Raw genomic sequence first — 23604 nt, forward strand, 5'->3', positions numbered from 1 at the left:
GTTACTCGCGATGGTAAGGGTGGTTCTGCGTAACAGACCAGGCTCTGTAAAGGCTTTCAGCAACGATAATACGTACCAAGGGATGGGGTAAAGTTAGTTCAGACAAAGACCAGCGTTGCTCTGCAGCTTCAATACACGACTGCGCCAGTCCTTCAGGACCACCTATTAGAAGTGCCACATCTCTTCCATCCATTTTCCATGCATCCAACTGGCTTGCTAGCTGTGACGTACTCCAAGGCTTCCCCGTTACTTCCAGCGTCACTATGCGCTGGCCTTTACCAACAGCTTGTAACATAGCGTCACCTTCCTGCGCGGTAATACGATCAATATCGGCATTTTTACCGCGTTTGACTGGCGCTATCTCTTTAAATTCTACGGGCATGTCTTTAGGAAAGCGCTTAATGAAAGTGTGCACGCCTTCGTCTACCCATTTGGGCATTTTATTCCCTACAGCAACAATGTTGATGCGCATGGCGCGATACTAACTCCAAAGCTTCTCGAGTTGATAAAAGTCGCGCGTTTCGTCCTGCATGACGTGCAAAACAACCTCTCCAAGGTCAACCAGCACCCATTCACCGGATTCTTTACCCTCTACACTAAGAGGCGGGCTGCCAGCGTGCTTGCTTTCCACGACCACATTTTCAGCAATAGACATGACGTGTCGTTTTGAGTTCCCCGAACAAATCACTAATGTGTCGGTAACAGAAGATTTGCCTGTGACATCAATAGTGACGATGTCACGCGCTTTCATATCTTCTACTTTATCAATAACAAACGCTTTTAAATCTGTAGTTTGCAATTCTGCTCCTTAAATTTTTCGATAGAGTTGATGCTCAGCAATATAGCTTTGCACCTGGCTGGGAAGCCATTTTGATTTATCACCTGGCGCTTCAGTCATTGCTGCTCTTAACGCAGAAGACGACACTGATAGCGGCGGAGAGCTGCACCGATACACGAAGCCACAGGCTTGCTGATGCAATGCACCGGCCTCTTTTACGCCATGCTCAGATAACCAAGATTGCACGGCATTAGAGAAATGAGCATGCGGTGTTGGTCTGGGCATAACAATGAGATGGCAGTAGTTTAACAGCGATTCCCACTCACGCCATTTATCTAAAGTATACAGCGAATCGTCGCCAAGGAAAAAACTCAATGACACATCACTGCCTAACTTTTCTCGAATGGCGCGTAGAGTATTGACGGTAAAGGATGGACTGGGTAGGTGCAGTTCGAGCGCCTCTACATACAGAGTGACATCGTTATCACTGTAATGCGTGCAAAGAATATCTAACATATTGATACGATGTTCGTCACTCACTGGCAATTGTGTCTTCAATGGCGAGAGTTTACATGGCATCAAGCCAACCTTTTTAATGTTGCACTCTCTCGCGGCATATCGCACAGCATGTATGTGGCCCAGATGAGGCGGATTAAAGGTGCCGCCGAGAAGCGCAAGCATTTATTCGCACCAAGGCAATTGCAACAGGGCAGGTGTCACAAAAACCAAGCAAAGATGGTTGAGGGCGACAAAGGGTCTGACTACCGTTTGTTGTTTAAAAACATGGTCAGCCTGTTGCAACAATTTACCTATGTCCACAAGGTGTTCGCCAGATAATCGGTTTAAGGCTTGTTGATAGTAACCTTGTCTGGGCCCCCAGATGCGATAGGACTGCCAGTTTACGGGCCCTGCGATGTGCTTTATCTCTGTTAGTGTTTGCCATTCCCTGATCAGTGCCCAAATGATGATGTTGGGTTCTAGCCCTTCCGATTCTAAGGATAACAATAATCGGGTCATTTTCGCGCCGTCGCCTGCTAGCATAGTGTCGATAAGCTGAAAGACATTGTAGCGAGACTGATTCACCACGGCTTCTTCTATGTGCGTTTCATTAATCGTTTGATCAGCGTATACCAGAGCCAACTTCTCTATTTCTTGTGCCCCTGCCAGCATATTGCCCTCACAGTACTCGGCCAATAAACTCGCAGCCTGAGGAGTCATTGTGAGGTTTGTATTGCGAGCAGTTTGTTCGAGCCACTGTAATAGCTGTTTGCCTTCAAGTGGGTAACAGGGAATGTACCTTCCGTTAGTATCAAGTGCTTTAAACCACTTTGTTCGTTGAACGTCTTTGCCAATTCTCGGCCCATGAACAATAAGAAGCGTATCTGGGTTAGCTTGTTCCGCTATCAGCTCTAGCGCCTTGGCACCTTCCTTTCCTGGTTTTCCAGTGGGGAGTTCCAGTTCAATCAACTGTTTAGCACTAAAAAGTGACATACTTTGAGTGGCATCATAAAGGTGTTGCCACTCAAATTCAGCATCCTGAACCAATACGGTTCGTTCATCAAACCCACTGGCTCTGGCTGTATTTCTGATCGCTTCAACTGCACTAAGCTTTTGTTGTGGTTCATCACCAAATACCAAGTAAAACGGGACTAAGTGCTTGGCCAGATCAGCGTCTAGGCGGTTGGGGTACAGTTGCATTATTTACTCAGCATCTACAGCCGAATTAGCCTGGCTGGACAACAACCGGATAATGCGGTCTGCAGCCTCTTTGCGCATTTCAGACACAACTAGGTCAAGTTCTCTGGACTTAGCTAGCACCTGGTCAGGATCGTCCTGATAGTCGCGTAACACTTCAACACGACTCTCAATCGGTGCTTTTCCCGGAAACGTCACAGCGTAATTGACACTATATATCAGCTCATATTCTGCAACCTGGCCCGTTGGGAAGACTGACAGTAAACGACGTTCCAACGATTCCGGCTGAAGTTGAATTACGATCGCGCCAGGCGCTGAAACTTCTTTGATGTACGTTATTTCATAGACAGATAATCGCTCCTGAAAGTCACGTGCCAGACGCCCCTGTACAGAAGCCGCAGTAATGGCTACGCCCGAGGTATTCTCGGGCAAAGGCAGCGTGCCTCTTAGCGCAAAGCCACACCCTGTTGCAAAAACAAGGGGCAAGAGTATCAATGCAGTCGCGATAATTCTAAGCATCAGTTTGCCACTATGTTGACCAGCTTACCTGGCACAACAATGACTTTGCGTACTGTCTTACCATCGGTAAATGCCTTAACATTTTCCTGCTCAAGTGCCGCAGTCTCTACTTGCTCTTTGCTGGCATCGGCCGCCACAGTGATTTTCGCCCGTACTTTACCGTTTACCTGCACCACAATGAGCTTCTCGTCCTCAACCATGGCTTTTGGATCTGCTTCTGGCCAGCCAGCGGCTTCGATATCTTGCTCATTGCCAAGTTGCGCCCACAGTGCATGACAAATATGGGGAGTTATCGGGTTGAGAAGCTGAACTACCACAGTCACAGCTTCGTGCATTAGTGCTTTGTCGGTATCGGTTTCTTGCGGCGCTTTTTGTAATGCATTTAGCAATTCCATAATGGCTGCGATGGCCGTATTAAATGTTTGGCGTCTGCCAATATCATCACTGACTTTTGCGATTGTCTTGTGAAGGTCACGTCGCAATGCCTGCTGCCCTTTATTCAATTGGGATAAATCCAATTGCGGCAGTGAATCGCCGATACTATCAATGTGTTCTTGCGCCAGTTTCCATACGCGTTTTAAGAATCGGTTTGCGCCTTCTACACCCGAATCTATCCACTCCAATGTTTGCTCAGGCGGAGCCGCGAACATGGTGAACAATCTCACCGTGTCAGCGCCATACTGGTCAATGACCGATTGTGGATTGATACCGTTATTTTTGGATTTAGACATCTTGGTCATGCCACCGTGAATAACTGGCTGGCCGTCTTTACTCCACACCGCAGAAATGACTCTGCCCTTATCATCCTTTTCTAAATCGACTTCGTTGGGTGCTATCCAGGTTTTTTTACCGTTTTCATCTTCGCGATAAAATGAGTCGGCCAGTACCATGCCTTGGCACAATAGTCGTTTAAAAGGCTCGTCACTACTGACCAGGCCCTCATCGCGCAGTAATTTGTGGTAAAAACGCGAATACAACAAATGCAGAATAGCGTGTTCTATTCCTCCAATGTATTGGTCCACAGGGAGCCAATAATTGGCTTGTTCAGGATCTAACATGGCATCGACATTACCCGCAGAGCAGTATCGCGCATAGTACCAAGATGATTCCATAAAGGTGTCGAATGTGTCAGTTTCTCTACGTGCAGGCTGGCCTTTATATTCGGTTTTTGCCCACTCAGGATCGGCTTTTATCGGTGAGGTTACGCCATCCATTTCTACATCTTCCGGCAATACAACAGGCAGATCTTCTGATGGAACGCCCACTGTTGAACCGTCTTCAAGATTCAATATAGGAATTGGAGCCCCCCAATAACGCTGGCGGCTTACACCCCAATCCCTGAGGCGATAATTGACCTTGCGCTGACCATACCCTTTTTCTTCCAATGCACTAGCAATGCCATCGAATGCCTCGCTAAAATCCAGACCATCAAACGCACCTGAATTAACCAAGCGACCCTTGTCTGTAAATGCGGATTGGCTTAAATCACACGTTGACTCGGCATTGTCGTCTGGCACTACCACTTGTTTAATGTTGAGATCGTATTTAGTCGCAAACTCCCAGTCTCGCTGGTCGTGACCCGGCACAGACATTACAGCCCCGCTGCCATAATCCATCAGTACAAAGTTGGCTACCCATATGGGCAGTCGTTCGCCAGTTAATGGATGGACAACATACAGCCCGGTTGCTGCGCCTTTCTTTTCCATGGTCGCCATATCGGCTTCGGCCATCTTGGTATTCTTGTTGTCTTCGATAAAGTCGGCGAGTGCTTGATTATTTTTAGCGGCATGCAATGCAATAGGGTGTTGAGCCGCGACTGCGACATAGGTCACACCATAGAGTGTATCTGGCCGTGTCGTATATACCGACAGTGACGTCATATCGCCAATGGATTGTTCCAAATCAAACGTAATATCTACGCCTTCTGAGCGTCCAATCCAGTTTGCCTGCATGGCGCGAACCTGTTCTGGCCATTCGTCTAGCTGGTCGAGGTCCTTGAGTAACTCCTCTGCATAATCGGTAATTTTAATAAACCACTGAGGAATTTCTTTTTGCTCGACAATGGCACCTGATCGCCATCCGCGTCCATCAATAACCTGTTCGTTAGCCAGTACAGTCTGATCGATAGGGTCCCAGTTCACAGTGGCGAGCTTGCGATAGACTAATCCTTTTTCATACAGGCGGGTAAAAAACCACTGTTCCCACTTGTAGTAATCCTGCTTACAGGTTGCAACTTCGCGGTTCCAGTCATAACCAAACCCGAGTGACTTGAGTTGACCTTTCATGTATTCGATGTTTTCGTAGGTCCATTTAGCCGGTGCTGTATTGTTGTTGATTGCCGCATTCTCTGCAGGCAAGCCAAACGCGTCCCACCCCATGGGTTGCAGCACATTTTTTCCGTTCATTCGCTGATAACGGCTAATCACATCACCTATGGTGTAGTTCCTAACGTGCCCCATGTGAAGTCGACCGCTTGGGTAGGGGAACATCGACAAACAATAGAACTTTTCTTTGCCTGCTTCTTCAGTTGCTTTGAATCTTTCGGTTTCTTCCCATTGCTTTTGAATTTTTGCTTCAATGTGTTGGGGTTGGTATTGATTATCGGCCATTAATTGCGCAATTCCGGGTTGTTTGATTGGTTCCAAAATAAGCTCAATAGAATACCCCAGACGGGGGTAATGGCTCAACGACTTATTGCGCAAACCACCATAGACTTAGGGAAAGTTTGACACTGCTGTGGTTTCGCGCTTCACTGACACAAAAATGAAGATGAACGGAATGACAACTTTGTCTTACATGACCCCTGGAACATCTCAACTAGATATTCGCGAATTAACACCAAAGCTACAAAAACGTCTGATTCAAAATGCGCTCAATGATGAAACCGCTCTGTCCGCCACATTTATTGGGCAGGAGCGTGCAAGTGAGGCTTTGTCATTTGGCTTAACCATAGAGTCGACAGGATATAATCTGTATGTGATGGGAGAGCACGCAACTGGCCGATATACGTTGGTTCAGGAACACATTCGTCGTCAGGTGGCAAATAAACCGACGCCTGATGATTGGTGTTACATTAATAATTTCGATGATCAGCGTGAGCCTTTTGCGCTCAGGATGCACACCGGCGAAGCCAAAGCGTTTCTCAAAGACATGACACAGTTAATAGACGAACTGCTCGATACCTTTCCCGCTGCGTTCGATAATCCAAGTTATCAGCGAAAAAAAGTGTCGTTGTCACGTCAATTTGAAGACAGATATGACGAGGTGATCAATGAAATTGAAGCCTTAGCACAGACAGAAAACGTCGCGCTGTATGAAGAGAATAACAGCATCAGTTTTGCGCCTATTGTTGATGGCAAACCAATTGACGATGAAAAATTTGCACAGCTTGATGAGCAGACCCGACAGCATTTTATTGAATTAATCTCAGCGCTGGAAGAAAAACTGAGTGAGAAACTCATAGCGCTTCCTGTGTGGAAACGGGAGTTGTCAGAGCAAATCAGAAAACTGAATCGAGAGACCGTAGAGCAGGGTATAAAGCCCTTGCTAAAACACAGGGAACATCGTTACGCAAGTGACTTGGGTGTATTGAAGTATTTAAGACAAATGCGTACGCCTTTGATAGACGCCATTATTAATTTGAGTCTGGAAGAAAACAAAGAAGACAGGCTGGACGAATCTGAAAAGCGGAGTTTGTTAGAAGAACATTTTTTGCCTAATGTGGCAGTTGGCCATACTCATAACGAAGGCGCGCCTGTTATTTATGAAGCAAACCCCACTTATCAGAACTTGTTCGGGCAAATTGAGTACACCCACATTAGTGGCTCTGCGTTCACAAACCATAGAATGATCAGGCCTGGTGCACTTCACAGAGCAAACGGTGGCTACTTACTTATTGAAGCAGACAAGCTTTTGGTTCAGCCTTTTGTATGGGATGCGCTGAAACGCGCCATTAAGTTTAACCGGTTAAAAATGGATTTACCCCAGCAGGACGTGGGTATGGTCAACGCCATTACCCTTACGCCGCAAGACATTGAGCTTCAGGTAAAGATAATCCTTTTGGGGTCAAGGGAACTGTATTACAACCTGCAGGACTACGACAGTGAATTTGACGAGCTATTCCGTGTTCTGGTTGACTTTGATCACGAAATTCCACTCACCAAGCAAAGTACTATCGATTTTGTTGGGCGTGCTCGTCTGCATGCCCTTCATTGCGGTATAGAGAAAATTGAACCGGCTGCCATGTGTCGGTTGGTAGAATTCTCTCTGCGCATGGCCTCCCATCAGCAAAAACTCTCTGCACGTTTTGCTGATGTCATTGAGCTTATCAACGAGGCAAACGTTTTCGTAAAGCAGGACAAATCTGAGCATTTAGGTTTGAGCCACATTGAGCAAGCGTTAAAAGCAAAAAAACGTCGCTCAGGACGAGTCAGTCAAAGTTTACTGGAAGATATCAAAGAGGGGCATGTCCTAATTGCCACTGAAGGCCATGCCATCGGTACCGTAAATGGCCTGACGGTGCTTGAAATTGGCGATTCTGTGTTTGGCACGCCTGCCCGTATCACGTCTACGGTTTATGCAGGGGCAAGTGGAGTGGTGGATATTGAGCGTGAGGTAGAGCTGGGCCAGCCCATACATTCAAAAGGCGTGATGTTGCTAACTGGTTATTTGGGGCACAAATACGCTCAGCATTTTCCTCTTACACTGTCAGCCAATATCGCCCTAGAGCAATCCTATGGTTATATCGACGGGGACAGCGCGTCGTTAGGTGAACTCATTGCGCTAATATCGGCTCTTACAGAAATTAAGGTCAATCAGTCTTTGGCAGTAACTGGTTCTATCAATCAATATGGAGAAGTTCAGGCTGTTGGCGGTGTGAATGAAAAAATCGAGGGCTTCTTTGAACTTTGTAAACATCGGGGCCTAAATGGTGAGCAAGGGGTGGTGATCCCTGCCTCAAATCACATCAATTTGGTGTTAAATAAGCCAGTTACTGAAGCCGTTAAAAAAGGGCATTTTCATATCTACACAGTGGAAACTGTTGATGATGCAGTAAGTTTGTTAATGCAGAAGGAGGCTGGGCAGTTGAGTGCGAGAGGCCGATATCCGAAAAACTCAATCAACTACCACGCCCTTAATCGTCTTTATAATATTGCTAATATTGTAAATGGAGAGGGTTGAGCGGACTTAACGGCTGGGATCGACAAGAAACCGGCCCGTTACTTTTCCGGCGACTATACGTTGGCAGGCGTCGTTGACCTCTGGCAAACCTATCGTCGTGGTTGCAGCGAGCAAACGGCTTTCCGTTGTTTCTTCTGCTAACGCCTGCCAAGCTCGCAGACGATTCTGATAGGGCTGATAAACACTGTCGATGCCAATCAATGAGACTCCCCTTAAAATAAAAGGGGCCACACTGGATGGAAAGTCCATACCTTGCGCCAGACCGCAGGCACTGACTACACCACCATATTGCATCTGCGCACATAAGTTTGCCAGTGTATGGCTACCAGAAACATCAACAGCGCCTGCAAAATTTTCTTTTTGCAAGGGTTTACCTGGTGCACAAAATGCAGCTCTGTCCAACACCTCTGAGGCGCCAAGTTTCAATAGAAACGCCTCTTCTTCTATTTTGCCGGTTATGGCGGTAACTGTATATCCTCTCCTTGCTAACAAACCTATTGCAATACTGCCAACGCCGCCGCTTGCACCGGTCACTGCGATGGGGCCTGAGTGAGGCAGCACACCGGCCGATTGCAAGGCATTGACACACAACATGGATGTGTAGCCGGCGGTGCCAATACTCATGGCATGAACAAATGACATCTTGTCGGGCAATGGGACCAGCCAATCGGCTTTTACACGAGCAAACTCAGCCAATCCGCCATGATATTTTTCGCCGAGGCCCCAGCCATTGAGGATCACTTTGTCGCCACATGCATAGCGGTCGTCAGTGCTTTCAACCACAGTGCCGGCTAAATCTATGCCGGGTATTAGTGGGAAACGCCGTACTACCGGCCCCTTGCCTGTTACGGCTAATGCATCTTTGTAATTGAGTGTTGATGCACTGATCTGAATCAGTACTTCAAAATCGTCGAGTGCGTCTTGTGAGAGAGACACGACGGCGGATTGATAGGTGCTGTCGTTGGTAATTTGAATGGCGCGCATAGTGTTCCTCCCGTTAAACCGGATGCCGTGAACAATAAATGTAGCACTTCATCTCGGTTCAATCGGGGAGTAAGACTAAAGCCTTATTTAGGCGGCATACGCAAAGCACCGTCTAGGCGAATGGTTTCACCGTTGAGGTAACTATTTTCAGCAATATGAATGACCAGTTTTGCAAATTCGTCTGGCAAGCCAAGGCGCTTGGGAAATTGCACATTATGAACCAGTGCATCCTGAACTTTTTCAGGCATACTTAACAGCAAAGGTGTTCCCATTACGCCAGGCGCAACAGTGTTGACGCGTATGCCACTAGGAGCAAGGTCACGGGCCATCGGCAAGGTCAAGCTGATAATTGCACCTTTACTTGCTGCATAAGCCGATTGGCCAATTTGGCCGTCGTAACCTGCTACCGATGCGGTATTGACGATTACGCCCCGTTCTTTTGCTTCGCCCATGACGGGTAATTTCGCCATATAGGCTGCGGCAAGTCGTGAAACATTGTAAGTGCCAAACAGGTTAATTCGTAGGGTCTTTTCAAATTGCGATTGGTCTGCGGGCTCGCCGTCACGGTTGAGTACGCGGGCAGCTGGTGCAATGCCGGCACAGTTAACAACAAGACGGATATCGCCCAGTTTCACTGTCGCAGCTTCAAGCGCTGTTTTAACCGCGTATTCGTCACATACGTCAACTCTAAAAAATGCGGTGTTGTCTGCACCTAGCTCTTCCACTCGCTGGGCGCCCACTTCGTCATTTAGGTCAAACAGGGCCACATTCATTCCCGCATTCCGGAGTGCTATTGCCGTTGCGTGGCCCAATCCAGAGCATCCGCCTGTGACCACTGCAGTCGCCTGATTAAGGTTCATGCTATGTCCTTCTTTACTTGATTATTTCCTAGGAAGTTCGATTTTACGTGCTTCACTCGGTCGATAGATCACAAGCACATGTCCAATAACCTGCAGTTTTGCAGCATCTGTTTCACGGACAATCGCATCCATAATGAGGGCTTTTTCATCGCGGTCATCAGAGGGAACTTTCACTTTGATCAATTCGTGGTGTGCAAGTGCATTATCAATTTCAGCAACTACACCTTCAGTAAGACCATTTGCACCCAATTGAACTACAGGTTTTAGTGAGTGTGCCAAGCCCTTGAGAAATTGTTTTTGTTTCGTTGTTAGTTTCATTCAGTCGTTTTAGATTATCAATTGTACAAGGGCAGACATTTGCCCTTGAAAACCTTTATTCTACCGCCATATTCTTCTGAAGACTAATGTCTGTACAAAAAGAATGACAAATAATGGTCAGTTTTCCTGACCAGCACATTATTTAATGGGCCTGTCGTGTTTTGACAAGCAGGGCTGAAAATCTGGATTAAGCAGATAAATGAACAGATTGGGTTGACGCAACGTATGCACTCTTGGATATGTGTTTTTCTAAAAGGCGTAATCTGTTGCAGCCAGTTACAAAAAATGATGAATACAAACCACGATTTTTGTGGTCAAAGCAGTTACACTGTGAATAATACAAAAATCGTTTTAAAAGATTTAAAGAAACGTTAGAGGTCTATAACTTTGAGCGACATGGCAAAAAATCTCATCTTATGGTTAGTCATCGCGGTCGTGTTGATGTCGGTTTTCCAGAGCTTTTCTCCGGGTGAATCGTCGAAATCGCAAATGGATTACACCACCTTTATAAAAGAAGTTAATCAGGGAATGATTAGGGAAGTGTCCATCAACAACAGTACCCAGGAAATCATTGGGCAAAAACGTACGGGTGATACATTTAAAACACTTATCCCGAGTTACGACGCGAATCTGATCAACGATTTACTCAAACAAGACGTTAAAGTTGTGGGTGTACCACCGGAAAAGCCATCTTTCTTGGCTAATATATTTATTTCTTGGTTCCCCATGCTATTGCTCATAGGGGTTTGGATTTTCTTCATGCGCCAAATGCAGGGCGGTGGTGGCCGTGGCGCAATGTCATTTGGTAAGAGTAAAGCTCGGTTGTTGAGTGAAGACCAAATTAAAACGACTTTTGCTGATGTGGCAGGCTGTGACGAGGCGAAAGAAGATGTCTCTGAGCTGGTAGATTTTTTGCGAGACCCGTCTAAATTCCAAAAACTGGGCGGTAAGATCCCCAAGGGCGTTCTCATGGTAGGTCCTCCGGGCACAGGTAAAACCTTGCTTGCAAAAGCTATCGCAGGTGAAGCTAAGGTGCCGTTTTTTACCATTTCTGGTTCTGACTTTGTAGAAATGTTTGTGGGTGTCGGTGCATCTCGGGTAAGGGACATGTTTGAGCAAGCGCGCAAATCGGCGCCTTGTATTATCTTTATTGATGAAATAGACGCTGTGGGTCGTCAGCGTGGTGCAGGCCTTGGTGGCGGACACGACGAGCGCGAACAGACACTGAATCAGATGTTGGTAGAAATGGATGGTTTCGATGGACATGAAGGCATAATTGTTATTGCTGCAACCAACCGTCCCGACGTATTAGACCCTGCATTGTTGCGTCCTGGCCGTTTTGACCGTCAAGTTGTGGTTGGATTGCCAGACATTCGCGGACGTGAGCAAATACTTAAAGTACATATGCGTAAGGTACCAATTGCAGACAATGTAGAGGCTGCCGTCATTGCACGTGGTACACCGGGCTTTTCTGGTGCTGATTTGGCAAATCTGGTCAACGAAGCAGCATTGTTCGCAGCGCGATCAAACAAGCGCTTAGTGGCGATGGAAGAGTTTGAAAAGGCCAAAGATAAAATCATGATGGGCTCTGAACGTAAGTCTATGGTGATGTCTGAAGAAGAAAAAACCATGACGGCTTACCATGAAGCTGGACACGCCATTGTAGGCAGACTGGTACCAGAGCACGACCCTGTGTATAAGGTTTCTATCATTCCGCGCGGCAGAGCTTTGGGTGTAACCATGTATCTGCCCGAGCAAGATAGGGTTAGTCATAGCAAACAACACTTGGAAAGCATGCTGTCGAGCTTGTTTGGTGGGCGAATTGCCGAGCAAATCATTTATGGTGATGACAAAGTCACTACCGGGGCATCAAACGATATTGAAAGAGCCACAGACATTGCACGTAAAATGGTAACGCAGTGGGGCTTGTCAAGCAAAATGGGTCCTATGCTATACGCCGAGGAAGAAGGTGAAGTGTTCTTGGGTAGAAGCATGTCTAAGGCATCACACATGTCTGATGATACCGCACGTGCCATTGATTCTGAGATCAAGTCATTGATTGACAGAAACTATGAGCGTGCACAAAAGATCCTTGAAGACAACATTGATATTCTTCATGCAATGAAAGATGCACTGATGAAATATGAGACTATTGATGCCAAACAAATTGATGATCTCATGGAGCGTCGTTCAGTCAGACCGCCAGCAGACTGGGACGACCGCTCTGGTAACAACAGTTCATCTTCAGGGGGTAACGCGCCTAAAGATGCTGAAATGAACGTTGATGAAGACGATAAAAAGGGGTCTGTTGGCAACCCTGGTGATTTGCCAAGCTAGTTGGTATCTACGTAGCAATAAGGCGCCTATGCTGGCGCCTTATTTGTGTCTGGAGCGTTAAAAATGCAAGTGAATTCCCCACAAGTAATGGCAATCGTTAACGTCACTCCGGATTCTTTCTCGGACGGTGGCCAGTTTGATTCTGTACAAGAAGCGGTAGAGCGCGCGTTGCGATATGTCGAAGAAGGTGCTGATTGGTTAGACATAGGGGGTGAGTCCACGCGACCGGGCGCGGCTGCTGTTGACGTAAATGAAGAGCTTGAGCGTGTCATTCCCGTTATAGAGGGCATTCGGCAGCATTCTTCTGTGCCCATCTCAATCGACACCAGCAAAGCTCAAGTAATGCAGGCAGCGGTAGAATCTGGTGCCACCATGATTAATGATGTTTGTGCATTACAACAGCCCGGCGCGCTGGACGTCGCTGCAAAATTACAAGTGCCAATTTGTCTAATGCATATGCAAGGCACGCCTAGAACGATGCAACAAAATCCGCACTATAACAATGTGGTTGAAGACGTTTTACACTTTTTGGATACACGTAAACAAGCATGTATTGAGGCGGGAATTGCGTTAGATGATATTTTGTTTGACCCAGGATACGGATTTGGTAAAAGTGTGAGTCACAATTATAGCCTAGTGGCTGGGATAGCGTCATTAGCGGCAACTGGCCATAAAGTACTGGTTGGTATGTCGAGAAAGTCCATGATTGGTGCAGTGACAGGCAGGCCGGTTGAAGACAGGCTGGCCGGTAGCATTGTGCTGGCAACCCTTGCAATGCAAAATGGCGCCCATATACTTCGAGTACATGACGTAAAAGAAACTGTTGATGCAGTTAAGATTTTTCAAACTTATCAACAATATGCCAACTAACAACAATAACGGATAATTTTATGGCAGAGCGCAAATATTTTGGGACAGACGGTATTCGAGGGAAAGTGGGCGAGAGCGCTATCAACCCGGAATTCGTCACTAAACTCGGTTGGGCGGCAGGTAAAGTGTTGGCTGGCCAGGGTACAAACAAGGTCCTAATTGGAAAAGACACGCGTATCTCAGGGTATATGCTTGAGTCTTCATTGGAAGCAGGCTTGTCTGCGGCGGGCATTAATATTGGTCTGCTTGGACCTATGCCAACACCGGCTATCGCCTATTTGACCAAAACCTTTCGTTCTGAAGCGGGTATTGTGATCAGTGCTTCGCACAATCCCTATTACGACAACGGTATTAAGTTTTTTTCGTCAAAGGGTTTTAAATTAGACGACGATATTGAAGCGGCTATCGAAGCCATGATGGATCAACCAATGAGCTGTGTGGCGTCAGATAAGCTCGGCAAGGCCATACGAATAAATGACGCCGCAGGGCGCTACATTGAGTTCTGTAAAGGTACCTTCCCGTCAGAGCTGTCCTTAAAAGGCATGAAAATCGTTGTGGATTGCGCCCATGGAGCGACTTATCATATTGCGCCCAATGTGTTGTCTGAACTCGGTGCTTCGGTTATAGAAATAGGCACTAAACCTGATGGACTTAACATCAATCACAAAGTAGGTGCTACTTCAATGCGGGCGACCGTTGATGCAGTTCTTGAGCATGGCGCTGATTTAGGTTTTGCATTGGACGGTGATGGTGACAGATTGATGCTGGTTGACCACAAAGGCAATGTCATCGATGGTGACCAAGTCATTTATATTATCGCAAGAGATGCACTTAAATCTCAGCGACTTCACGGCGGTGTTGTTGGCACACTGATGAGTAATTTGGGTCTTGAGCTAGGTTTGCAAAAACTGGGCGTTCCTTTTTTGCGCAGTAAAGTCGGTGACCGTTATGTGATGGAAATGCTGCACGAGAATGGCTGGCACATTGGTGGTGAAAACTCTGGTCACATTTTAAATCTGGCGGTGTCGTCGACGGGTGATGGTATAGTGGCTGGACTACAGGTGCTTACCGCCATGCTTCGTTCAAACTTAGACCTTCATGCGTTATCACAAGGGTTTGAGAAGTTTCCGCAAAAACTGGTTAATGTGCGTTTTGAACAGCAGGGCGGCAATCCGTTAAACAGTGACAAGGTCATTACTGCGCAAAAAGAAGCCGAAGCAGCCTTGGGTAAAACAGGTCGAGTGCTGTTGAGAAAAAGCGGCACTGAGCCTTTGATCCGGGTCATGGTAGAAAGTGATGACGAAGAAGCGTCTATTAAATGGTCAAACTATATTGCAGAAGCGGTAAAAGCAGCGACTGAATAGTGTTTTATTGCATTTTTAGGCTTGTATCTTTCAACAGATATCGTTAATATCACCGCCGCTTTTGCAGCGGTATAAAAGGGATGGCTATGGCTAGAAAACCTTTAGTAGCAGGCAACTGGAAAATGAACGGAAACCCAACACTCGTTCGCGAGATGGGCGATGCGTTAAACAAGCTAGACACCGACGCTATGAATGTCGTTGTATGCCCACCAAGTTGTTTTTTACCCTTGTTTGCCAACACATCTTTTGCCACGGCAGGGCAGGATGTGAGCGCCAATGAAGAAGGCGCACATACGGGCGATATTGCTGCCAGTATGCTGCGGGACCTTGGCTGTAAGTACGTGATTGTAGGACATTCGGAAAGAAGGCAAGATCACGGTGAGTCAAGTCAACTTGTTGCAAATAAAGCTAAACGCGCACTTTCTGAAGGTTTGGTACCTATTATTTGTGTAGGTGAACCACTGGAGGTAAGAGAGAGCGAAAAAGAGCAAGAATATGTAGAGCAACAACTGCTGCCTGTTTTTGAAACGTTATCAAAGCAGGAACTGTCACAGTGTGTTGTTGCTTATGAACCTATTTGGGCAATTGGTACTGGTAAAACAGCCAGTCCAGAACAAGCACAGCAAATGCACGCGTTTATTCGAAGCAAACTTGCTGAGCAAGATAGTGTTATCGCAGAGGGTACTCGCCTTTTATATGGTGGGAGCGTGAAACCTGATAATGCGCGAGAGTTATTTGCTCAGAAGGATATAGACGGTGGTTTGATTGGCGGAGCGAGTTTAAAAACTGACAGCTTTATCGCCATTTGTCAGGCTACACAGTAAGAGGTTATTTATGATTTACGAAGTACTGATTGTTGCATACCTGGTAGTAGCGTTAGCACTCATTGGTTTTGTGTTATTGCAGCAGGGCAAAGGTGCTGACATGGGCGCGTCATTTGGTGCCGGTGGTTCGAACACTGTGTTCGGTTCATCAGGCTCAGGTAACTTTATGACACGAACTACAGCAATTTTGGCAACATTGTTCTTTCTTATTAGTTTGATTTTGGGCAGTATCGCGGCAAATAAAGAAGCTGAGGTTGACCAGTGGGAAAACCTTGAAGTACCCGTTGTTCCTGCTGCGCAAGAAGTGGCGCCAACCGGTAACTCTGATGTTCCAGTCGCTGAGCAGGCGCCTCAAAGCAAGCCTGAAGAAGACAAAGAATCGGATGTACCTCAGAACTAGAGACAGTTAAACGCGGAAGTGGTGGAATTGGTAGACACGCCATCTTGAGGGGGTGGTGAGCATAGCTCGTGCGGGTTCAAGTCCCGCTTTCCGCACCAATAAAAAACCCCGTATTTCAAAGAGATACGGGGTTTTTGTTTTTAGATGGATCGTCATTGGATCATATCATTAAAGCTTGCGATGCTTGTTTTGCCATATCTGGTGATTCATCGTCCATCCAACGGCCATAATGTTTTTCTAGCATCTTGATACTTTTGTGGCCCATTTGTTTTGCAATCCAAGACAATGGTTGGTTTGCGGTAATTAGCTGGCTACCATAGGTATGTCTAGCTTGACCTATAGGCCTATATCTAACACCTGCACTTTCGCACAGCGGCTTCATTATCATCTTGCTAAATGCCTCATTACCTGACCAATACCTACCAGACTTTGAGCTAATGATTATAAATTTGTGTTGTTCCTTAATGACACGACGGTTATCCCTTTGAATTACATCTACTGATGTTTCTTTTACATCACTAGCCAAATTAACAACTTTTTTTAATGCCTCAAGGGCTTGAACCAACAATTCGATAGTTCTCTCACTTCCGTCGGTTTTAGTTGCTTTAAAGTCTCCTTCTACGATAACTCGATTTACCTTTATCGTTCCTTTAATAAGGTCAATGTCATCCATTGATAATGCTAATAATTCAGATGGCCTGAGACCGGTCCAACAAGCTAAGATAAAAGCCTGCTTTTCAAGCTCTCTGTTCGTCACTACATTCGCTATTTTTTCGATCTCTTCTCTTGTAAACGGATCTGCATTGTCTTTTGAATCTTTTGGTGGGTTTTTAATAAACGCCATGGGATTTGAGTCCAATAAGCCGTCGTCATAAGCTAAACAAAACACTTTTCTCAACGGTGTTAACACCTCACCAATTGTTTTGTTGGTGAGGTGGTCTAATTCTGATGCAATCCATTCAAGAATTTGTGATTTTGTAATTGTTTTTAAACATCGATTGTTAAAGTAGGGAATGACGTAGTTTTCACAACGATTATTAAAGTTGTAAAAAGTTTTGTCGCTCGTATCGTTTTTAGATAAGGCTAGGGTTTTCTCCATATAGGTATTAAATGGCACTTTTCCTGAGAGTTTTTTCTCTTCAAGTAGTTTCAACGCTGTTTTCGAATTTGGAAATTCCGCAATATAGTCAAACGTTCCTGTTTCTATTCGATGAAGAACAGAACTTCGTTTATTGATAGCCCATTTTAGATTCGACCTAGTCAGCGGCATGTTTTTTAAGACCTCAAGTCTACGTTGACCTAGGTATACGAAACTCATACGAAATGACTTTCCGTGAATACTGATTCCTTCAACAGACTGAACTTTGTTTTTTGCTTCATCTACAGACCATGCTCTTACTGCCATTATTCTACTCCTTCAATCCAAGCGTCTAGGTTTTCAAAATTCCACATAACCGTACCCATGGGATCTTTCATCCAATGTTTGCCTTCAACAAATTTGCCAGATTTTCTTCTAGTGCTGAGTTGATCTGACGTTAGGCCTTTAAGTGCTTCGATAACACGAGGGTGTACCCAACCTAGTTGGATCAAACGTGAATCGGCTTTAAAAGGAGTGTTTTTCATTAATGTTTTTCCTATCAAGTTGTACTGTCACAAGTAGGTTACTAAATTTCAATGAAACCAAGAAAAGTTCGATTATTCTGTGAACCGTTGGAAAGCTGTCTTCCTCTTCAGAGAGGACATTGGGAAAAGTCGTTACTTTTTTTTGAGTAGAAATCAATGGCACAAGTCTGGCCTACTTCTCCTTATTGCTAGGTTGGACTAACCAATAAGTCCCGAGAGCTAGTATTATTAAAGGCGTCATTAACCATCTATCCCTATCTCATTTCCTTAATAAGGTGTCCTAAAGTAGTCATGCATACACCTATTTCCTTTTGAGTTCGAGAAGCTCATTTTTATTTACCTAGCGCAAATATTTTTCGTGACTAGGTAAACTCTGCAAAATCAGCCACATTTATAGTTAAGAAAAACATATTGCTGGCTTTTACCAGTTTTTCGACATTGCTCATCCATATGTATTGATTTGAATTACATTAATGATTGAACATGAAATAACAACAGTTATTGCAGTAGCATGAGCCTGATTTTAGCTGGCAAGCATTTCTTAACGTGAGAAGCAGCGTAATAGTATTAGTGAATCAAAGTCATAAATCGCTAATATGTGTGCGTTATAACGTAATTAAAATACGAAGCTGTGCATCCTACATTGTCAGGCTGAATTCTTGTATTTACTATTTTTTGCTCGCAAAAAACGAAGTGTGTGTTCAGTAAAACAACTCGTTTCACTCTTTACCAACAGAGTTGACCTACACGTTTACGAACGTTAATTCGTATGCGTGAAAAGTGCATTGTTTTTTGGCTAATAGGGCGGGAGAACAGTCTGAAAGCATGAGGGATGGAGTTAGCTACCTGATTAGCACAGCTATTCATTTGCTAGCTCGGATTAATTCGCTAGGGTAACGCCTATAAGTAAATAAGTTAACTAAAACAAGAAATACAAATATGGAACATAATTACTTAGACGCCACATTGGCGGAAAACTTTTTTACTGAGCTGGGCCGCATATTCTTTCGTGAATCGCATTTTATCGAGGCCTTAAAGGTGAGCACGGAAGGTCACAACTATGAGAAGCTGTATGGGCTATTTGCGAGACACACTACGCGAAGTTTTTCAAATGATGAACTAGTGTTGCTAAGAAAAATACTCACTGTCATATGTTCAGATACTGCATTACGTGGTTCGTCTGGTGATAATTTTGAAGAGTCAACATTTGATGATGAGCAATTTCAGCTCCCATTAGATTTTGGTAGAGACGAAATTCCCTTTTAATGAACCTTCATATCTCTGAGTACATCAATCGGAGATTACCTATGAAGGCCAAAACAACTAGTATCATCAGAAAATACAAACGCAGTAGCCGCTCACCGTTTTCAGGTGATGATTCAACCATTCTTTTGTTGGCAACAATTGAGAATATCGATTCACTGCAATTGCGTTTCGACAGGTATGTTTATTTGCATCGAGATGATGTCGGCAGATGGTTGGGAATAAGCCTCAGCAATCAATTAGTCGATGAGTTTGACGACGGCAAAGGCAAGTACAGAAGCGGAATTCATATGATAGAGGTCTTATTTAAATTAAAAGATGAGATTGTTACGTTTCTTGCGCATTTTTCTGATGACATCAGCACCATCTTGGGACTTGATGCCGCTAGGTGGCTAGAAGCTGCAACACCTGGTTGGCGTAAAGCTTTATGCGATGCTGGTATGATTAGCGACTCTTAATGAGTCGCTTTTTTCTTGCAAAAAAAGAGCCAGCAAGGGGTTCTACTCAGATTTTACGGTCACATCTAAAACGAGGCATACTATGCCTAGAAGGAATGCCCTCAAGCTCAACAGTATTAACACGTCGGTCACAATGGGTATTGCGTAATGATGTCATCTCATTTAATCCTTTGTTAGTAGTCCTCACCTTCATATAAGTCAACAAAGGAAAAATATCTACGCCATCATAAGTCTGAGTTTAGGGGAAGTGGGCAACACTACCACTTAAACCAGTATTCGGGTTAAGTTTGCTACTACACTTCACGATTTAGCTTGTCAGCTTCACTGTGACTCTCTTTTTGCTGTTTTCGGTAAAAAGAAGGGGTAACGCCAGTTGCTTTTTTAAATTCACTGTAAAAGTTAGATGTCGAATTATATCCGCACGTTTCTGCAATAACATCTATAGTCATTTTTTTATCAAGGCATAACAACCGTTGTGCCTCTTTAATACGATAAGTGTTTAACCAATCAGTAAACTTTATACCTTTAGCATTGTTCAAATAGTAAGACAATTTATGTGGAGTGGTCTGCAATAATTTTGCGGTCTTGGGAAGGGTGAGGTTTGCTTCTGTGAATCGTTTATCTTGCCTCATTATTTGATTGATCATTAATTCCAATTCATCAGCATGAACATTAGGCATTTTATGCTCTTCAATGTCTTTTTTTTTCACACTTTGTTTTGAGATCCGTTTGTACTTTAAGTAGTGGGTGAACGAGATAAGAATCAATATATAAGTCACTATACTGAAGGTCATTGCACCTGCTATTACCGATGTATACTTAAACGAGTAATAGCTAAACCAAATCAGCGAATTAGAAATGAAGATATTGATCAATAAAAAATGCGGGTGCTTTATGGTCGTCGTTTTCCATTGACTTATTTTGATGATCTTGTTTACTTCTAACGCCGCAAAAATTAAATATATTAACCAATAGTGATAGATAACTTTATGCGCATTTTTCCAAGTCTCTGGATAGGCGGCAAAAGGGAACACAATTCCAACAACCAACATAACGACTATGGGAGTCACCAAGTGTATCAGATTTAAAAAGTTTAATCGCTTCGTGCGTTGATACAGCGTGTACAAATAGAGCAATGGGCCTATGAATATACAGGCGGTTAAACCAAGCTGAATAATCCAAATGGATAGACCAGGAAAAAAATACAATGCGACGGTTTTGCCAATTCGTATTGAGAGTGCTAAAAAAAGCAAGCCAAAAAGTAATGAAGACACTCTGTCGTCAAACCATGCTCTGGCGAAAACAGTTAACAGAACACCGTTAAATACTCCCAAGGCACTAAAGAAAAACAGGGCAGCAGTATATACGTCGTTAAGTCCCATAAACTAATCATTTTGTGAAATCCTCGAAAATTTTACCGAATATTAAAGATGTACTGCAACTACAATGATCATTATTCACGAGGGCGTTCAGAATTCTGTGTCAGTTATTCGGGCCTAAATATCTAGCACTCCGTCTAGTCGTCCATAGAAGTGAAAAGCGAGCTGAGACAATGTCATGTTCCTGTTTTGAATAGGCATTGTCCATTTCTTCGACGCATTTAATATCCCAGTATATAGCAGCTTAAGCAAACTATTTTCATTGGGGAATCCGCCCTTGGTTTTGGTCAGTTTCCGAAACTGGCGGTGCACCGCTTCAATGGCATTGGTGGTGCAGATGGCCTTGCGTACGTATTCAGGATACTTGATGTAAACTGAAACATTCCCCTACTTGTTACGCCACGAGCCAAGAACGATGGGATATTGCTTGCCCCACTTAGCGTCCAGACGCTCAAGCTCTGATTCAGCGGCCTCTTTACTTACCGCTCGATAAACCGGCTTAAGATCAGCCATAAACGCTTTCTGATGCTATACTTCATCGAGTTACGGATTTGATGGATAACGCATTGCTGAACTTCCGTTTCAGGATATATTGCTTAAGGAAAACCGTTCAGTCCATCAACACAGGCATCAGAATATCTTCAACACCACGATTATTCAGAACAGTCAGGACTAACAGCTAATAGTTGGCACCTTCTGATTCAGACAAGTACAGGCCGAGTAACTCTTTTTGCCATACACATTCAAGCCCAAAATAGTGTAAATCAGCTTTGCTGACATAGCGCCCATCCTCCTTGATTTTATAGTGAATGGCATCCAGCCAGACAAACGGATACACAGTATCTAGAGGACGCTGCTGCCATTCCTGAAGTTCAGATATCAGCCGGTCAGTTACACCCGTAATGGTGGTTTCGGAGATGTCAATGCCATACATGTCTTCGAAATGACTACGAATATCATGGTAGCTCATACCAAGGGCAAACATCGACAATATTTTCCGGTCAATCTCATCAATGAGTTTGGTTTGATTCTTCTTCACCAGCATGGATTCAAAAGAGCCTAAGCGGTCACGAGGGGTATCGAGTTCGAACGTGCCAACGGATGATTTTACTGTTTTCTTACTAGAGCCGTTCTTGCGGTTAGGCTGTTCATCTGACTCATGGTGTTGCTCTAATTCTGCTTTCAGAGCCGCTTCAGTGAGTTGCTTTATCAGGGGAGTGAAGACACCATCTTCACCTGTCAGGTTTTGTCGTGACTGAAGGGCTTTAATGGCTTCATCAATATTGAATTCTTTGGTCATGTTTCATTTCCGTTTTGTATATTTTACTGAAATGACAAAGATTTCTAAACACTACCTTATTCGCCAAATCACTTTGGACTTTGGTAATTTAATATGAATTTTTCTTCACATTTATAGATCTGTAGCGCTACATTATAATCTAGCCTAGATTCATAGGGTTTCAGTCAATACGCTTGCAATCTCATGTTATTTAGGAGTTTATCGTGATGAAATATCGTATTTTAAACATTAAAAATTGTGTTTGTGTGCTGCTTACATCTATTACGCTTGCCATATGTTCTGTGCAAGCAAAGCCAACGCTTAATGATTACCAGAATGTAGCGTTAACTATTCAAAAGTATTTTGACGGTACACAGTTTGGCAAGAAGGCATTGGTGAAGGAGGCTTTTACAGAAACTCTTTTCATTCAATGGATCAATGCCGAAGGAGAGTTTAAGTCCAGAGATGCGAGTAGTTACATTGGCAATATAACGGAAGGAAAACACACACCAAGGTATGGCCATATCGTATCGATTGATATTACGAATAATGCCGCAAGTGCAAAAGTAGAGATTGATTGGGGAGAACGCACAATAAGTGATTACTTATTATTATTAAAAATTGATGGAAAATGGAAAATTACAAACAAAATAGCCACTGTAGAACCCAAACAATAGAATACACTCAAAGGGGCACTCTGTGTCCCTGCCACTACTAATCTAAACTGTATTTGGATTTCTATATATCAACATTATTCATTGCTGGAATTAAAGGCATATCTTTATGCTACTTAGATTAATCTTCCTCATCACAATATTTTTGCATGCTATTAAGCTTGGTCACACCGCCGAAAATAAAGTTTGGCCGTTAAAAGATGGTTATTTAGTTGATGTCGACTCAACGTCTATAAAAAGCATTGAAGGCAATAAAATCGGGGATGTTTTGCTTCTACATCAATGCAATCGAGACAAAACCATGTGGCTTGAGCTTATTCAATTGTTAGCGGTACAGGGTATTAGCTCTACTTGGCTAGACTATCGTGGTTTTGGCCGTTCAGTAGCCCTAAATAGAGATTACTCTCATTCTAGTAACGATCGTGCTCGGTTAGTGGTGGACATTCCGCAAGTGTTCGCACAATGGTTAGACAATGTTGGAAGCTTGCACCCTAAAGTTATTGTCGGAGCTAGCTGTGGTGCAGGTCAGGCTGTTGCACTTGCTAATTTTGGTGCTGACATACAGGGGCTTGTGCTGATATCGCCTGCACTTCGAGATTTTTGGAGTGGAAAGGAGGGTTTTTCTCTTTTTTTGTCAACAACTACTGTACCAGTCTTTAGTATTGTCGCGAAATACGTGCATATTCTGGCCGATCATGAACACTCATTCTGGACGAACGTGAACACTGATTCTGGCACATCGTGAACACCTATTCTGGTCTGATGGTGAACACTTTTAGCCCTTGTCCAGAATCACTG

Annotated in this window: 22 protein-coding genes, 1 tRNA gene and 1 pseudogene; 11 read left to right on the forward strand and 13 right to left on the reverse strand. The window is 44.3% G+C overall.

Translation table 11 applies throughout. The annotated features are described in order from the left end of the window. Nucleotide 1 precedes the first annotated feature (1 nt). From rlmH to leuS, 6 genes are read right to left on the reverse strand one after another with little or no spacing between them, the layout of a single operon-like run. Entirely contained in the window at nt 2-472 is a 471-nt protein-coding gene (gene rlmH / locus DRW07_RS05150) for a 23S rRNA (pseudouridine(1915)-N(3))-methyltransferase RlmH (RefSeq protein WP_124026782.1), read from the reverse strand. Between the two features lie 9 nt (nt 473-481). Next, nucleotides 482-799 carry a ribosome silencing factor gene (gene rsfS / locus DRW07_RS05155; protein ID WP_124026783.1) on the reverse strand — a complete coding sequence of 106 codons (318 nt, stop codon included), beginning with the start codon at nt 797-799 and terminating at the stop codon, nt 482-484. Nucleotides 800-808: 9 nt separating this feature from the next. Then, complete coding sequence (gene nadD / locus DRW07_RS05160) at nt 809-1459, reverse strand: nicotinate (nicotinamide) nucleotide adenylyltransferase (protein ID WP_124026784.1); 651 nt, start codon at nt 1457-1459, stop codon at nt 809-811. Then, nucleotides 1460-2476 (reverse strand): DNA polymerase III subunit delta, encoded by a 1017-nt coding sequence (gene holA, locus DRW07_RS05165; protein ID WP_124026785.1) that lies wholly within the window; start codon nt 2474-2476, stop codon nt 1460-1462. Between the two features lie 3 nt (nt 2477-2479). Continuing rightward, complete coding sequence (locus DRW07_RS05170) at nt 2480-2992, reverse strand: LPS-assembly lipoprotein LptE (protein WP_124026786.1); 513 nt, start codon at nt 2990-2992, stop codon at nt 2480-2482. Continuing rightward, complete coding sequence (gene leuS / locus DRW07_RS05175) at nt 2992-5601, reverse strand: leucine--tRNA ligase (RefSeq protein WP_124026859.1); 2610 nt, start codon at nt 5599-5601, stop codon at nt 2992-2994. Before leuS ends, DRW07_RS05170 begins: the two co-directional genes overlap by 1 nt. A 169-nt stretch (nt 5602-5770) precedes the next feature. On the opposite strand from leuS, the gene DRW07_RS05180 reads away from it, so the two are divergent. Next, nucleotides 5771-8173 (forward strand): Lon protease family protein, encoded by a 2403-nt coding sequence (locus DRW07_RS05180; RefSeq protein WP_240630502.1) that lies wholly within the window; start codon nt 5771-5773, stop codon nt 8171-8173. A 6-nt stretch (nt 8174-8179) separates the two neighbouring features. On the opposite strand, the gene acuI is transcribed toward DRW07_RS05180, so the two are convergent. The 3 genes from acuI to yhbY form a co-directional block, all read right to left on the reverse strand. Beyond that, entirely contained in the window at nt 8180-9157 is a 978-nt protein-coding gene (gene acuI, locus DRW07_RS05185) for an acrylyl-CoA reductase (NADPH) (RefSeq protein ID WP_124026787.1), read from the reverse strand. Between the two features lie 83 nt (nt 9158-9240). Beyond that, complete coding sequence (locus tag DRW07_RS05190) at nt 9241-10017, reverse strand: SDR family NAD(P)-dependent oxidoreductase (RefSeq protein WP_124026788.1); 777 nt, start codon at nt 10015-10017, stop codon at nt 9241-9243. Nucleotides 10018-10038: 21 nt separating this feature from the next. Next, on the reverse strand, nt 10039-10335 hold the full coding sequence (gene yhbY / locus DRW07_RS05195; RefSeq protein WP_124026789.1) for a ribosome assembly RNA-binding protein YhbY: 297 nt from the start codon (nt 10333-10335) through the stop codon (nt 10039-10041). Between the two features lie 387 nt (nt 10336-10722). Between yhbY and ftsH the strand changes: the two genes are divergently transcribed. From ftsH to DRW07_RS05225, 6 genes are all read left to right on the forward strand, one after another. Continuing rightward, nucleotides 10723-12672, forward strand: coding sequence for an ATP-dependent zinc metalloprotease FtsH (gene ftsH, locus DRW07_RS05200; RefSeq protein WP_124026790.1), 1950 nt, complete (start codon nt 10723-10725; stop codon nt 12670-12672). 63 nt (nt 12673-12735) lie between these two features. After that, nucleotides 12736-13542 (forward strand): dihydropteroate synthase, encoded by an 807-nt coding sequence (gene folP, locus DRW07_RS05205; RefSeq protein ID WP_165870406.1) that lies wholly within the window; start codon nt 12736-12738, stop codon nt 13540-13542. A 20-nt stretch (nt 13543-13562) separates the two neighbouring features. Continuing rightward, nucleotides 13563-14906 (forward strand): phosphoglucosamine mutase, encoded by a 1344-nt coding sequence (gene glmM, locus DRW07_RS05210; protein WP_124026791.1) that lies wholly within the window; start codon nt 13563-13565, stop codon nt 14904-14906. A gap of 80 nt (nt 14907-14986) precedes the next feature. Next, nucleotides 14987-15730, forward strand: coding sequence for a triose-phosphate isomerase (gene tpiA / locus DRW07_RS05215; protein WP_124026792.1), 744 nt, complete (start codon nt 14987-14989; stop codon nt 15728-15730). Nucleotides 15731-15740: 10 nt separating this feature from the next. Next, entirely contained in the window at nt 15741-16130 is a 390-nt protein-coding gene (secG, locus tag DRW07_RS05220) for a preprotein translocase subunit SecG (RefSeq protein ID WP_124026793.1), read from the forward strand. A 12-nt stretch (nt 16131-16142) separates the two neighbouring features. After that, nucleotides 16143-16228, forward strand: a tRNA-Leu gene (locus DRW07_RS05225). Between the two features lie 62 nt (nt 16229-16290). Here DRW07_RS05225 and DRW07_RS05230 read toward each other — a convergent pair. Both DRW07_RS05230 and xisR read right to left on the reverse strand, forming a co-directional pair. After that, nucleotides 16291-17535, reverse strand: coding sequence for a tyrosine-type recombinase/integrase (locus DRW07_RS05230; RefSeq protein ID WP_124026794.1), 1245 nt, complete (start codon nt 17533-17535; stop codon nt 16291-16293). Then, nucleotides 17535-17753: an excisionase family protein gene (gene xisR / locus DRW07_RS05235; RefSeq protein WP_124026795.1), complete on the reverse strand. Its 219-nt coding sequence runs from the start codon at nt 17751-17753 to the stop codon at nt 17535-17537. Before xisR ends, DRW07_RS05230 begins: the two co-directional genes overlap by 1 nt. 939 nt (nt 17754-18692) lie before the next feature. On the opposite strand from xisR, the gene DRW07_RS05240 reads away from it, so the two are divergent. After that, complete coding sequence (locus DRW07_RS05240; RefSeq protein ID WP_124026796.1) at nt 18693-19019, forward strand: hypothetical protein; 327 nt, start codon at nt 18693-18695, stop codon at nt 19017-19019. A gap of 41 nt (nt 19020-19060) precedes the next feature. Then, nucleotides 19061-19474, forward strand: a complete 414-nt coding sequence (locus tag DRW07_RS05245) for a hypothetical protein (RefSeq protein WP_124026797.1) — start codon at nt 19061-19063, stop codon at nt 19472-19474. 293 nt (nt 19475-19767) lie between these two features. Here DRW07_RS05245 and DRW07_RS05250 read toward each other — a convergent pair whose 3' ends face one another. Together DRW07_RS05250 and DRW07_RS05255 are read right to left on the reverse strand one after the other, a co-directional pair. Next, nucleotides 19768-20856: a helix-turn-helix domain-containing protein gene (locus DRW07_RS05250; protein WP_124026798.1), complete on the reverse strand. Its 1089-nt coding sequence runs from the start codon at nt 20854-20856 to the stop codon at nt 19768-19770. Nucleotides 20857-20970: 114 nt separating this feature from the next. Then, a pseudogene (locus tag DRW07_RS05255) lies at nt 20971-22153 on the reverse strand (IS256 family transposase). 206 nt (nt 22154-22359) lie between these two features. Here DRW07_RS05255 and DRW07_RS05260 point away from each other — a divergent pair. After that, on the forward strand, nt 22360-22809 hold the full coding sequence (locus DRW07_RS05260; protein ID WP_124026799.1) for a nuclear transport factor 2 family protein: 450 nt from the start codon (nt 22360-22362) through the stop codon (nt 22807-22809). Nucleotides 22810-22915: 106 nt separating this feature from the next. Then, nucleotides 22916-23551, forward strand: coding sequence for an alpha/beta fold hydrolase (locus tag DRW07_RS05265; RefSeq protein WP_124026800.1), 636 nt, complete (start codon nt 22916-22918; stop codon nt 23549-23551). Nucleotides 23552-23604: the final 53 nt, after the last annotated feature.

Origin of the sequence: Paralteromonas sediminis (assembly GCF_003820355.1) — a bacterium.
GTDB lineage: Bacteria > Pseudomonadota > Gammaproteobacteria > Enterobacterales > Alteromonadaceae > Alteromonas_F > Alteromonas_F sediminis.